This window comes from uncultured Aliivibrio sp. (assembly GCF_946479765.1).
Classification (GTDB): Bacteria; Pseudomonadota; Gammaproteobacteria; order Enterobacterales; family Vibrionaceae; genus Aliivibrio.
The window spans coordinates 17057-31472 of the sequence record NZ_CAMLHO010000038.1; the positions used below are offsets into that span (position 1 = coordinate 17057).

The following is a 14416-nucleotide window of genomic DNA, read 5'->3' on the forward strand; positions in this document are numbered from 1 at the left end:
ATTAACCTCGAGTATCAACCGTAGCAACAACAGAAAGCCCAGGAATTAACTGACCATCTAATAAATCAGCATTCAAAATAGTAATTTTCACCGGTACTCGTTGTACAATTTTAGTGAAGTTACCCGTTGCGTTTTCTGGTGGTAACAACGCGAACTTCGCGCCCGTTGCAGGAGAGAAACTATCAACAACGCCTTTTAGATGCAGATCAGGGTACGCATCAAGATCCACAAATACTTTCTGTCCTTTATGAATATCGCCAAGCTGTGTTTCTTTAAAGTTTGCTTCTATCCATACTTCAGTGGTTGGAACCAAACTTAGCAACGGCATGCCCGCTTGAACAAGTAGCCCTGTACGCAAACTGCGTTTACCCACCACGCCATCAATCGGCGCATATATATTGGTATAAGACAGATTAAGCTCTGTTTGTTTTAACGCTGTTTTCGCTTGATTTAGTGCCGCTTCAGCTTGAGCTATCTCACTTTCGATAACATTAATTTGTTCTTTCGATGCTTGATAATTTGCTTTCGCCGCATCTACATTGGCTAGTGCCACTTTAAGATGAGAAACGTTGTTATCCAACTCATCTTGTGATGAATAGTTCTTTTTAATTAGCGCTTTAGTACGCTTAACTTGCTGTTGAGTACGCTCGTATTCTGCTTTAGCGGATTCAATTTCACTGGCTGCTTGGCGAATACGAATGTCTTGTAATTTACGCTCTGCTACTAAGTTTTTAATCGATGCCGCATTAACTAATACGTTTGCCTCTGCTTTCTCTTTTTCAGCAACAAAATCACGACTGTCTATTGTTGCCAATAAATCACCCGCTTTCACTACTTGGTTATCTTCAACAAATGTTTTAGCAATGTAGCCACCCACTTTAGGGCTTATTGTCGTGATATCACCTTGCAGATACGCATTGTCTGTTGATTGAAAATACTGACCATAACCATACCAATACCCGGCACCAGCGAGACCACATAAAATAATAACGATTGTCGCAATCAAAGGTGCTTTATTTTTTTTCTTTTGCTGTTCTACCACTGTGCGTACCCACTTGAAAATGAAGCCACCCACATTGCAATAAACATGGATGTAATAAATAAGAGATAAACAGTATAAAACGAAAATGATTCATTGATTAGATAGGAAAAAAAGGAAACACTGTTGCATAAATCTTACTAATTGGACGAGTTAACATAATGATGGACTTAAACAACATCACAATATTAAACCAAGTCATTGATTCAGGAAGTTTTACTCAAGCAGCCACCAACCTTGGTATGACAAAATCGACAGTGAGTAGAAAACTCGCTGAACTTGAAGAGCACTTAGGTGTGAAGCTGATCACTCGCTCAACCAGAAAATTAGGCTTAACCCAAGAAGGTGAGATCTTTTATCAAGCGAGTGTCAAGGTGCTTGATATTATGCAACAAACCGAACTTGAACTGACCGCGAATCAAAACTTAATCCGTGGTCATCTTAATTTAGCTATGCCTGTAGAAATTGGGCACAGCGTGATGTCAGATTACATCAATAGCTTTCTTATTCGCTATCCAGAAGTGTCTATTAATGTCGAAATGACCAATCGAGAAGTCGACATTATTGGTGATGGCATTGATCTCTATGTTCAGATAGGAGAAATTAATGACTCTTCTTTAGTGGCAAGAACCATCGATTTTTCTGAACGTATTATTGTGGCAAGCCCTGAGTACTTAACTACTTATGGAGAAATTACCTCTCCAGAAGATCTTGATTCGCCTCATCATCAAATCAAAGTCGTTAACGCAGTTAAAATACCGAATCTTTATTTTAATCAAGTAGATAAAGCCATCCGTGTTAATCTTCCTTATCGCTTAAAAGTAAATACAATAACTGCCTGTAAATCTGCTTGCTTAAGTGGTTTAGGCATTGCCTCTTTGCCTGAGTTCTTATGTCGAGAGCACATTAAAAATGGCGAATTAGTGCAAATCCTCCCTGATTGGGATTTACCGAAAGCCGCCATTAGCTTGGTTTTTCCACAAAATAAGCTGATACCAAAACGATTACGTGTTTTTATTGACCACGTACTTGAGCGATTTGAATTAACAACAGCGGAAAGAAATAAGGCCAAATGATTTCACTAAAATTACATCAATTTTTCTGAATTTATTAATTTCACTTGCCAGTAAGGTCATTCATCGAATACGATGCGATGGTCTATTAACATCATTACTGGATTTTTCGTGGTACAACTGTTTCGATTATTGATCATTTGTTTATGCTTAGGAGTAACTTCGCTTGCTCAGGCATCTACACATCATCAAAACGACGACAGTGACTTTTTAGCACTTACCATTGAACAACACTCAACCTTACCAGTAACGGTTTCCATTGACTCTACTCATATTCAGTCTATTAATTTTTCGACCTGCAATATCGATACGACTCAATCGGACTCATCAGCAGCACACTCTAAACAAATCTCTGAAAGCCACGATGTAAACTTAGGCATTGGTTACTCTTCTCGCATGGCAAACTTGGCGCGTCATGAACCAGAGGAAGTATCTCCTGTTTATGAATTAGCGTTAGAGATCCCTGCAATACCATCAGAACAATTGACGATTGGTTATCAAGAAAAACCAAAACCTACCGTAAATTGGGCACTGAATAGCGACTCTTCAAGCTCTCGCGTATCTGCTTGGAAAGAAAGTAACCTCCTCTACAGTCAGCGGCTATATCCCCACTCTTAATTTCACAACCAACCGTAATTTATCTACATCGCTTTATCATTCATTAAATAAAAAGTAATGATTTGAGTGATTGTCTATGACTTTTTCGCATACGTTTTTCGTGTGTGAGGTGAAATTAATATGCAAAAAAAACAACCGATACAACGATTGAACCATTATTCGAAATGGAAATACATCGTTCTTATTACCACCCTTGTGGTTCTATTATTAAGTGCCATTCCTACTTGGTACGGTGAAGATGCCGCGGTTCAAATTACCAATAAAGACAGTCAAATCCCTTCTATTGTTCAATTACAAAACACGTTAACCGACCAAGGTATTACCGTAAAACGTATTGAACAGAAAGGCGATAAAACCATCGTCATCCTACAAGAAGAAGCACAGCAAGCCGCAGCAAAAAATGTACTGGCGACTGTGATTGATGACAGTAAAAAAGGAACAACCTTAGCGTTATCTTTAGCGCCTGCGGCTCCTGCTTGGCTACAAAACATGGGCTTTGAACCAATAAAACTGGGTCTAGATTTACGTGGTGGTGTTCAATTCTTATTAGATGTTGATGTAAACCAAGTTTACCAAGCGCAACGTAACGAACTTGCTGACTCGCTAAAACAAGAATTAAGAGATGAACGCATTCGCTCTGTTCGCATCCAAAAAGAAGGCAGTGACAGCTTAGTGGTTCGCCTTCCATCAGAAGAAGCAAGCCATGCTGCTCGTCAATTCATTCATAAAAATTACCCAACATGGCAAGTAGCCAACGACTCGGATTTAGCGCTTAAATTAACCTTAAAAGACGCTGAGAAAGTGGCTGTTCGTAACCTTACCGTGCAACAAAACTTACAAACCATGCGCAGCCGTATTGAAGAATTAGGTATCACTGAAGCCTTAGTTCAACGCCAAGGTGAAAACCGCATTCGTATCGAGCTTCCGGGTGTTCAAGACCCAGCTGCTGCAAAAAATGTTATCGGTGCAACTGCTAGCTTGGCGTTCTATGCCGTAAAAGAACAAGGCACTGGCAGTACAATGATCGTTCCTGATGAAAACGGACAACCAGTTCGTGTGGGTAGAAAACCCGTACTAAGTGGTGATCACATTGTTGATGCTCGCGCAAGCTTAGGCGAAATGGGCATGGCAGAAGTAAACATTGTTCTTGATAGTTCAGGCGGCAAAATCATGTCTGAATTCTCTCGTCACAATGTCGGTAAACCAATGGCAACGTCGTACAACGAGTACGGTCGTAATAGCAAAGGCGAAACCACTCAAAGCAATAAAATCATCAGTGTTGCAACGATTCAAAGCCAATTAGGTAGCCGTTTTAGAATCACAGGTTCTGGCTCACTTCAAGAATCTCAAGAGCTTGCTCTACTTCTTCGTGCTGGCTCACTCACTGCGCCTGTCACTATCGTTGAAGAACGTACCATTGGCCCCACTCTTGGTGCTGAGAACATTCAAAATGGTTTTGCTGCCTTAGGTCTTGGTCTTGGCTTAACTCTGCTATTTATGGCGGTTTGGTATCGTCGTTTAGGTTGGGTGGCAAATATTGCACTTGTCAGCAACATGGTGATGCTGTTTGGTCTACTTGCGCTTATTCCAGGGGCGGTTCTTACCCTTCCCGGTATTGCAGGTTTAGTACTGACGGTTGGTATGGCGGTTGATACTAACGTACTTATTTTTGAACGTATTAAAGATAAACAGAAAGAAGGCCGAACATTAGCACAAGCGATTGATAGAGGCTTTAGTAGTGCATTTGGCACGATTTTCGATGCCAACTTCACCACAATGATCACAGCGGTGGTTCTATACACTATCGGTAACGGCCCTATTCAAGGCTTCGCATTAACTCTGGGCTTAGGTCTATTAACCAGTATGTTTACAGGCATCTTCGCGTCACGTGCCATTATCAATTTAGTTTGGGGTCGTGATTCTCGTCATGATGTTAGGATTTAAGTTATGTTTATAAATATGAAAAATGCAACAAAATGGCGTCACATGACGAGTGTGGTTTCTATCGGTTTAATGATTTTTGCACTCAGCATGATAGCAATGAAAGGCCTTAACTGGGGCTTGGATTTTACTGGCGGTATCGTGAGTGAAGTTCAAATTGATAGCAAAATCACAAGCAGTGAAATTGCGCCGTTATTAGATGCTAGCTTTAAACAAGATGTCGCGGTTATTGCCTCTGGTGAGCCGGGTCGTTGGGTGTTGCGTTATGCGATTCCACCAAAAGGCGTTGAGCTTCCACCATTGACTGAGGTGCTTGCTCCGCTGCACTCAGACATTCAAGTATTAAACACCAGTATTGTTGGTCCACAAGTTGGCGAAGAGCTAACTGAGCAAGGCGGCATGGCGTTATTGGTGTCTGTTTTGGTTATCTTAGCGTACTTGAGCTACCGCTTTGAATGGCGTTTGGCTTCGGGCTCTTTGTTTGCCCTAACCCACGATATCGTGTTTGTGCTTGGTTTCTTTGCTGCCACTCAAATGGAGTTTAACTTAACCACCCTAGCCGCTATTTTGGCGATTTTAGGTTACTCGTTGAATGACTCGATCATCATTGCAGACCGAATCCGTGAGCTATTAATTGCCAAACCTGAGTTATCGATTCAAGAAGTGAATAACGAAGCCGTTGCTGCGACCTTCTCTCGTACTATGGTGACATCAGGTACAACCCTAATTACGGTTGGATCTTTATGGTTATTAGGTGGCGGTCCACTAGAAGGCTTTGCGATTGCAATGTTCATCGGTATCGTGACGGGTACTTGGTCTTCTATCTCGGTAGGTACAAGTTTACCTGAGTACTTTGGTTTGAATTCGGATCACTACAAGCCGAAGCCTATTTCTGAAGAGCCGTAGGGATTTGTTTAGGTTTAGGTTTAGATAATAGACAGTAAAAAGCCGCAGAGAATGCGGCTAATATTGGGGATCTGGTTTAGACTGGGTCCCTTTTTTGTGGGTGGAAACTTCACTTCAACTAATAAATATGACTCTACACAAATCGTAATTTCGACATTAACGCTTGTCCATAATAATCAAAAAGCATTAATGGGAATGATGAAATCACCGCAACACACCCATTAGGTATGTGTTTATCAAGCTGTTGAGTAAAAATCTCTTGTTGTTCAATTTGACTCTTAGGAAGTGATAGTTCATTTGTCACTAAATGGTTAGCGCGAGCAAGGTGCTGAGCGACTATTTCTCTCCAAGTATCAAAGTCATATGCGCCCCAATTATGGTATTTTTTATCTAGCTCTGCATCCTTGTTAGTCCAAGCCTTGTAGTTACCAAACTCACTTAAAGCATATAATTCTTCGCTATACTCTAAGCCTCTTTGATGCCTTATTGCTTCAACCATCGGATAGCTAACAATTAACAATCCTTCTTCTTGCGGATTGTTAAACTTATTTAGCATCTCAACTAATTTTTCATCATTAGCATTGCTACAATGGGCGTCGTAGTCAAATATAAGATAAATATCACTAATTAAGCTTGAATTATCAATATTTAAAACCGCTAGTTCTTCTTCACGTAGATCTCGACCTAAACGCTGTTCTTCTTTTTGCCGTTTTATTAATTCTTCTACTATTAGCTCATAAGTATCTAAATACGGATCTTTTTCAATCTCTGCATATAATTTATAGATATTACAACCATAGGATGCCCTAAGAATAACCTTGTCCTCATCTTGCAGAAGATTCAAACAAAGGTTATTAGTAATATTTGGCTCAGCACGCTTCCCTTCAAATATACAAAGAACGTAACTACTCATCAAAAGCTCCAGAGCGATACATTTTCTCTAAATTATGAGCCTTTCTGATTTCTCTATCCGTTAGTTTATAGAGTGGATTTAATTTCTGCTTAGCTAGAACAAAATAGCAATCTGGTCTTAAAATATTATTAGACATCAATGTACTGTTATGAGTCGTCATAAGGGATTGGCAGTTAGTCTGTGATATATGATTAACAATATGCTGTGACAATGAAAAATGATAATAAGCATCAAACTCATCAATATATGCAAATGATATTTCACCAGAGGTAAGCTTCAGATACCAATAATAAAAATTACCAAGGGATATCGTCCCAGTTGACGCCGCTTGAGAAAACTCAATGCTTCGCTCACCGAAATCAAACTCAATAATTTCTTCATTCTCGGCGCCTGATTGTTTCAGCTTACAAGTTACACCAGACTCATTAAGGAATTTTTCAAAATCTTTTAGTTTACCTTGCTCGATAATAGCTTGAGATACACGTTGCTTACCCGTTGGTTGACCATAAAATTCCTGAAGCTTCGAGAGCGTTCTAAAAAAGACCATTCCATCGACAAATTTCATAAATGTATCGAATACATCATTAATAACATGCTCATCAAGCAACGCATTTGACTTAAGATACTTAACAGGTGAAATATCTTTACCTGCAAAATCATTCTTCAACGTTTCTGAACCGGGTAAGTTAAAGTCAGCAATGGATGAGACTCTGCGATCAAAATTAACGACCTCAATTCCATCAATAATTAGTTTTTCATAAACGGTTGTCGAGCATTTTTCTTTACCATAGCTATAAAGAACCTCAATGCCATTAAAATCAAACTGATATTTAAATTCCGCAAGTTTATCTTTAGAATTTGCATTTAAGTAGTTAGTACTCAATCCCGGTTGAAGATTGTTATCTGTTAGATGGCTAGTTACATCAATAATCGCAAGCCCAAGGTTTGACTTACCCTCACCATTGATACCGTAAATAACACCATGCTTAACAATTTGATTTTCCACAACATGCTTGCTGAATTCATACGAGCGATCACTTTTGAGATCTATCTCAAACCAGTTTTCAAAGTTACGAAAATTTTTGACGACAAGTTTAGCAAGCATCTTTATTATCCAGAATTAAAGAAATTAACAGCGTTAACTATAGCACACCACCAACAGTGCCGTAATTTTTTTACGGCAAAATTGGAGCGAGGTACAAATCCAAGACATCTTGAGTACTTTGGTTTGAATTCGGATCACTATAAGCCAAAACCGATTTCTGAAGAACCGTAAGGGTTGTGTTTAGGTTTAGATAATAGACAGTAAAAAGCCGCAGGGAATGCGGCTGATGTTGGGGGTCTGGTTTAGGCTGGATCCATTTTTTTGTGGGTGATCTGCTAATTTTTCTTACCTTTCTAATTCCTCAATTAATTCATATGTTAGGATTAGACTAAGTTAGAGGGTATTGTGAATGGCTGACGATATATTCACTATTCAAGAGTTGGCGATCTATTTAAAACTCAATGAAAAAACGGCTTACCGATTAGCTAGCGAACGTAAACTCCTAGGGTTTAAAGTCGGTGAGAGCTGATGTTTAAGCGTGTAAGTATTGAACAATGAATTGAAGAGAAAAACAGTGGCAAAAATAGTACTTAGGTCAGATTCTGATGAGATAAAAGATATCCATGTTATTTTTCTACATGGGCTAGGAGGAAGTGCTAACAGCACTTGGCTTAAAAAAGGCTCTAAAGATGAAGCTTGGCCAATGTGGTTAGTTGAAGATAATAGAGATCTAAGCATATGGACGGTTGAATATTCCGCACCAAAATTATCTTTCAATAGCACAGGTATGGGTATCCCTGACCTTGCTACCAATATATTTGAACATATGCTAAAAACTCCTCAGCTATCTGAAGGCGAAATATTCTTTGTTTGTCATAGCCTTGGAGGGTTAATTACGAAGCAAATACTTAGAATTGCTCATGATCAAACTAATAGAGTCGAAGCACAACAATTTTTAGGCAGAGTGTCAGGTACGGCTTTTTTAGGAACTCCTCACCTGGGCTCTGACATAGCTTTACTTGGCCATAATTTAGCTGCTAGAGCTATCTTAAAGTGTACCACGTTATTAAAGCCATCAGTAGCCACAGCATCTTTAAGTAGAAATGATCCTAATTTAAGAGAACTCAACACTTGGTATAAAGGTTGGTCTTCGAATGCCCCAATAAGACACCTTATCCTTACGGAAACAAAGAAAATGTATGGTGTAATACAAGTTGTTAAGCCTGACAGTGCAGATCCAGGCTTACCGGAAACTAGAGCTATTCCTATTGAATCTTGTCACGAAAACATCTGCAAACCAGTAGATAGAGAAGACGAAATTTACACACACGTCAAAGGTTTTATATCTCAAAAAAAAGAGAATTTCATGAGCTATGGATAAACTCTAGGTTTTATAACGATACAAACTCATGGGAAGGATATAATAACTGGGCACATTGCCCCCATGGAACATCCGGTGAATATTTCGTTGATGAACAGGTCAGATTGCTTGATTCATCTTCAAGCAATAATGAAGGACTTAAAGGTTTAGACGGCTTAAACCTTATTAGAAATAAGTTATTAGAAAAAAAAGCGTCTATTAGACTTATTGGTTTATCTGGTGTTGGAAAAACTAGGTTCGTACAAGCCTTATTTGATGAGCGCATAGGTGAAAACCCTTTGCCTTACAAGGCTGTATTTTATACTGATATGGCTAATGCTCCGAAGCCAACACCTCAAGCTTTGGCTGAAAAAATCGCTGGCGAAGGTCGAAAAGCAATTTTAATAATAGATAACTGTCCGCCTGACCTACATAGATCTCTTACAACCTTATGCAGCACTGAAAGCAGCAACACCAATTTACTGACTGTCGAATATGATTTAAGAGAAGACCAACCTGAGCAAACTGAAGTATTCTCTTTAGAACCATCTTCAATCGAGCTTATAGAAAAAATACTTAACGCTAGATATCAGCATCTAGGTCAGCAAAACTCTAGAACAATTAGTGAATTTTCATGTGGTAACTCAAGAATAGCTTTGGCTTTGGCTGAAACAATAGGTAAAGACGAAAACATCTCAAGTTTAAGGGATGAAGAACTATTTAAAAGGCTATTTTACCAACGTCATGCTAGTGAAAAGTCACTCGAAACAGCGGCTCAATACCTTTCACTAGTTTATTCATTCCAAATTAACAGTGAGAAGATTTATAGTGATGATATTACTTTTCTCAGTAACTTATCAGAAATTCCATCAAGAGATATTTATGAATCAGCTATAGAGCTAAAGCGTCGAAATTTAGTTCAGCAACGAAGTAAATGGATGGCTGTTTTACCGCACCCAATTGCGAATAGGTTAGCAAAGCATGCGTTAGAAAATATAAGTACAGGTGTTATTTCTGATAACTTTAATGAATCAACAGATGAACGCTTACTAAAATCCTTTTCAAGGAGATTAGGCTACTTACCTAAATGTGAAGAAGCCAAAATCATCGCTAATGATTGGTTAAATGAAAATGGATTGTTACATAAACTATACGCCGAAGGAAAAAGTGAACTTGCTTGGGTGTTGCTCACCAATATAGCTCCTATTTCAACTAAAGAAGTTTTACTTCACATTGAAACTTTAGCTAAACAGCCTGAATTTTGTACACGAAAAAATAAGCAATTTACAGAAATAACAAGGCTTATCAGGTCTATTGCTTATGATGAACAATATTTTGATAAATGTGCAAAATTGTTATGCCAATTCACGCTATCTGAAGATAAAAATGAGAATAACAACTCTATCAGAGATATTTTAAAATCATTATTTCAACTCTACTTATCTGGAACTCATGCAACCAAAGAGCAGCGTTTAGGTGTTATAAATAATTTAATTTCTAGCACTACCGAGCCTAGTATAGAGCTAGCTTTCGAACTTTTAGATTCATCTCTTGAAGCTTGGCACTTTTCCTCAAGCCATAGTTTTGATTTTGGTGCAAACCCAAGAGACTTTGGTTACAGACCAAAAACCAACCAAGATGTTGAAGACTGGTATCAATTATTCATCGAATATACCGCTGAGTTAATAGCTGGTAATGCCCAAGTTTCGTCACCCGCAAAAAAAGTACTCAGTAAAAACTTGCGAAGCTTATGGGGAGTAAGTTCCCTCAGAGATATAATTGAGAAGATATGTAAAGAAATAAGCAAATCAGGGATGTGGAGCGATGGATTTGAAGCAATCCATTCAATATTAAGGTTTGACTGTAGTTCATCAAATGAAGGTGATATTCAAAGGTTAAAGTCAATTTCTGAACTACTATCACCAAATTCTCTTTTGGACGATATAGATATGTACGTTTTAGCTGAACCGTGGAAATTTTATGACCTAGAGGAGATGGATGATAATGGTAAAGTAATTGAGCGTGGGTATAAAAAAGGGCACGAATACTCTATTGAATTAGGTATTCAATTAGCAAATAGACCGACAAAAGAGCTTGAAGATATTCTTTTCAAACTACTATCACACCCAGACATAAGTTCTAATTTATTTGCATTCGGCAAAGGATACGCTGAAGGAATAAAAAACAACCCTGAAGCATTAACTAAAGTAATAAGGGTATTGGAGAAACTTCCAGAAAAAGAAAGAAATCTTGATTTTTTATGTGGCCAAATATATTACCTTTCGACACATAATATCGCACTGACTAATCATTTCTTAGATAGCCTTCTTATTCATCCTATACTTAAACAACACTTCATCAGAGTTCAACTAAGCTACCAGATTGATACAGAGTCTACCGCTCGTATTATTCAATCACTACAGGAAAATACATGCCTAATAAGGGAGTATAACGACCTCGCATCTGGACGAAGGCACGAACCAATACCTGATGAAAAGTTATGCGAAATTTTGGATTTGATTTGGCACAAAGAATGTGGGCAGAACGTTGCTATCCATATATTAACTATGCGTTTTCATGGGCTAAACCAAAATCAACACTATATTGTTTCAGACTTGCTTAAAGAGAAATCTGCATCATTTTTAGCATTATTCGATTACCCAGAAGAAAGAGGACCTTTGGGAGGCAGCGATCATAGCTTAACCCAAATAGCCAATGTCTGCTTTTCTGCTGGTACAAATAAAGAGTATGCTTTAACTGTTCTAGAGGCAATTAAAGCGAAAATTTTGAAACATATAATTGGCCGATATGATTTCCCTGAATTTATGTCTACAGTTATTCAATTACACCCAATATTAGCTCTTGAAGTATTTATAGGTAGTAATGCTGAAGTTGAAATCCAGATAAGAAATGCAATAAAAGGTAAGTTTGATAAGAAAGTAAGCCCATTTTCTAAAGTTGATATGAAAAGCACGCTAGATTGGTGTAAAAGTAATGGCAAAGATAGTTACCCTGTACTCGCATCTATAATTACGCCGTATCAATCAAATGAAAAATCAATTAAGTGGACACCATTAGCAATAGAACTATTAAACTCCTGCCCTGAACCAGCTAAAGTTCTAGATGAGTATCTCACAAGCTTCAGCCCGAATGGATGGACAGGCTCAAGAGCAAAAATACTTGAATCACGATTACCATTATTTCAGCCATTAATAGATTCAACTAACGAAGAAATATCAACATGGGCTATTGCTAAAAAAGTTCAATGGGAAGCATATATTGCTAGTGAATACGAAAGAGAAACAGAACGTGATTCAGAGAGCAATGAGAGGTTTGAATGGTAACCGAGAATTCAATATAAACAAAAGATCACTTTGTCGAGTCAATTAATTTTTGAATTAAAGAACCCCCAAACATTAACTCTGATATATGGATTTTGCGTTATCTTAACCAAAACTAATCCGAATTCGCCTTTGACGAAAAATCAGTTATTCCATAGAAAAATGATAATAGGGCAAAAACAAGTTACCTAATTAGAAAAATGGATGCCGATAATACCTGCATCCATTTTTTAATCATTCAAAGCTATAAATCTTTACTCAAGCAGACTTTATTTACCATTCTCAATGTATTACTGAATATTCTGTCAGAGATACTTTTTGGAAAATCGCTTGGTAATTCTACTTCTAATTCGTTAATGGCATTCGGCATATTTATCGCAAATACCTTCAGAAATGAGTCAGAGCAATTGTAATTCATCCCCCCTAAAACCACTCACCCTCCCAAAACATAACGAGTACTTCGCCCACCCGCTCCAGTTTTAGCCAAACAGCCAAGCTCAACTAACGCCGCTAAGTGCCGAGATGCTGTTGGCTTACTTACCTTTGCAACTTTATGGTATTGAGAAGTGTTAATTCCGTCCTCAAAATCCCCATCTAACATTCGATTAAGCACTTTTACTTGCTCTTCTGTCAGCTTAGTTTGGTCAACCTTGCGCCAAAAATTGGTTTTAAAAATCGTTCTGTCTATTTCGTTAAAGACTTCTGCAAACGTACTGTCAAGAGTTTCAAAAAACCATTGTAGCCAAGCGGTGATATCTAACTCCCCTTTTTGGGTTTGCTCTAAAACCTCATAATAGCTTTTGCGGTTCGCCAAAATACCAACCGACATGGCATAGAATCGAACCGATTGCTGCTCAGCTTGGGCTAATGCAAGATCCGTAAGTAGACGAGTGATTCTTCCATTACCATCATCAAGTGGATGAAGCGTCACAAACCACAGATGTGTCATTGCTGCTCTTAATAGAGGATCTAACGAAGTATCGCTTTTTGACGTATTAAACCAATCAATAAACTGGTTCAATTCAGCATCAAGAATATCTCGACTTGGGGCTTCAAAATGAACAACAGGACGATCAATGCGGCCTGATACCACTTGCATAGGTGCATCACCACGTAATTGCCCACCCACCACAGGGTTAAACATGGTGTAGCCTTGAGGAAATAAGCGATTATGCCAGTGTAAAATACGATCGAGTGCTAAAGGGGTATCCAAGTTCTCTACCGCATCAAGCATGATCTCGGCAAGGCCATCGGTTTGCTCTGTTGTGGGAAAAGGCCTTTCTTCACTTAACCCTAACTTATTAGCTAAAGAAGAACGCACCGAAAACGCATTTAACGTTTCACCTTCAATTGCGCTTGAATGGACAATATTGGCAAGTAACGTATCAAGCATGGCTTTTTCTTGATCTTGACTCGTCATCTTCCCTAATAAAAGCCCTTGGTTAAATCTAACCGACCTTAATAACGGTTCAATGACTTGTTCATCCCAATAAAAGTGAGGCCATTTATCTTGCTGCCATATCCACATAACGCCTTCCTCTGATCCGATTTCGCTTAATCTAATCACAGTATGATGCGAATAGCGCACTTATTCAAATCATTTCATGATGCGATTAACCCTCCTATTCACATCAAAACATGATTCGATTAGAGGTGTTATTCGCATCACAAGTGCATATTATTGAAAAATAGTGAGATAAGTTTGCTGAATAGTTCAGTTTGAATGCGGCTGAATATTAGGAGATCTGGTTTAGGCTGAGTCAATTTTTTGTAGCAAATCGAAATAGTGCGACAGTGTCGCACTATTTGAGTTAGTCAGATTATGTTGTTCGGAGGAGCTGGTCTTACTTTGCTTTTTCTATTGCGTGCTGCTCTGCAATGAAAGCGATCTCTTTCTCATTTAAGCAAGATTTACTGACATATTGGCGCTGTTTACCGATATGAAAGATAAACCCTAAATTGCTTTGTTCAAGTTGATCAATTTCACTCCAAGCGATATCACGGGTGATTTGAGCGCTTTTATAACTCACTCCTTTCGCGTCAGCCTGAAACACCACTTTAGTGCCAGAAAGCGAGCTGATTTTTTGTCGCCATAACCACCACGTTCTCTTAAAGTAGATACTAAGGGCGTTGTTGATCAAATCAGCTAGAGGTTTGATCATCCCCATTTTGCTGAAAAT

General features: G+C 38.5%; 11 protein-coding genes and 1 pseudogene. 7 read left to right on the plus strand and 5 right to left on the minus strand.

The features are described from left to right. Nucleotide 1: 1 nt before the first annotated feature. Nucleotides 2–1042: an HlyD family secretion protein gene (locus tag Q1K78_RS13415; protein ID WP_300179699.1), complete on the minus strand. Its 1041-nt coding sequence runs from the start codon at nt 1040–1042 to the stop codon at nt 2–4. 158 nt (nt 1043–1200) lie between these two features. Here Q1K78_RS13415 and Q1K78_RS13420 point away from each other — a divergent pair, with 158 nt between their 5' ends. From Q1K78_RS13420 to secF, 4 genes are all read left to right on the plus strand, one after another. Further along, nucleotides 1201–2115, plus strand: a complete 915-nt coding sequence (locus Q1K78_RS13420) for a LysR family transcriptional regulator (protein ID WP_300179702.1) — start codon at nt 1201–1203, stop codon at nt 2113–2115. A gap of 108 nt (nt 2116–2223) precedes the next feature. Next, complete coding sequence (locus Q1K78_RS13425; RefSeq protein WP_300179705.1) at nt 2224–2730, plus strand: hypothetical protein; 507 nt, start codon at nt 2224–2226, stop codon at nt 2728–2730. A gap of 120 nt (nt 2731–2850) precedes the next feature. Next, complete coding sequence (secD, locus tag Q1K78_RS13430; RefSeq protein WP_300179708.1) at nt 2851–4674, plus strand: protein translocase subunit SecD; 1824 nt, start codon at nt 2851–2853, stop codon at nt 4672–4674. Between the two features lie 3 nt (nt 4675–4677). Beyond that, a complete protein-coding gene (secF, locus tag Q1K78_RS13435) occupies nt 4678–5577 on the plus strand; it encodes a protein translocase subunit SecF (protein WP_300179711.1) in 900 nt (299 codons plus the stop codon). 133 nt (nt 5578–5710) lie between these two features. Here the strand turns inward: secF and Q1K78_RS13440 are convergent, their stop codons facing one another. Continuing rightward, entirely contained in the window at nt 5711–6490 is a 780-nt protein-coding gene (locus Q1K78_RS13440) for a hypothetical protein (RefSeq protein WP_300179714.1), read from the minus strand. Beyond that, nucleotides 6483–7595: an AAA family ATPase gene (locus tag Q1K78_RS13445; RefSeq protein WP_300179717.1), complete on the minus strand. Its 1113-nt coding sequence runs from the start codon at nt 7593–7595 to the stop codon at nt 6483–6485. The genes Q1K78_RS13440 and Q1K78_RS13445 overlap by 8 nt, the downstream gene beginning before the upstream one ends. A 349-nt stretch (nt 7596–7944) precedes the next feature. On the opposite strand from Q1K78_RS13445, the pseudogene Q1K78_RS13450 reads away from it, so the two are divergent. From Q1K78_RS13450 to Q1K78_RS13460, 3 genes and pseudogenes are all read left to right on the plus strand, one after another. Continuing rightward, nucleotides 7945–8093: pseudogene (locus tag Q1K78_RS13450) on the plus strand (helix-turn-helix domain-containing protein). A gap of 16 nt (nt 8094–8109) precedes the next feature. After that, on the plus strand, nt 8110–8916 hold the full coding sequence (locus Q1K78_RS13455) for a hypothetical protein (RefSeq protein WP_300179720.1): 807 nt from the start codon (nt 8110–8112) through the stop codon (nt 8914–8916). 104 nt (nt 8917–9020) lie between these two features. Then, a complete protein-coding gene (locus Q1K78_RS13460) occupies nt 9021–12239 on the plus strand; it encodes a hypothetical protein (protein ID WP_300179722.1) in 3219 nt (1072 codons plus the stop codon). A gap of 430 nt (nt 12240–12669) precedes the next feature. Here the strand turns inward: Q1K78_RS13460 and Q1K78_RS13465 are convergent, their stop codons facing one another. Both Q1K78_RS13465 and Q1K78_RS13470 read right to left on the minus strand, forming a co-directional pair. Next, nucleotides 12670–13764 carry a Fic family protein gene (locus Q1K78_RS13465; RefSeq protein WP_300179725.1) on the minus strand — a complete coding sequence of 365 codons (1095 nt, stop codon included), beginning with the start codon at nt 13762–13764 and terminating at the stop codon, nt 12670–12672. A 316-nt stretch (nt 13765–14080) separates the two neighbouring features. Continuing rightward, on the minus strand, nt 14081–14416 hold a 336-nt coding region (locus Q1K78_RS13470; RefSeq protein ID WP_366900008.1), incomplete at its 5' end, for a YcxB family protein.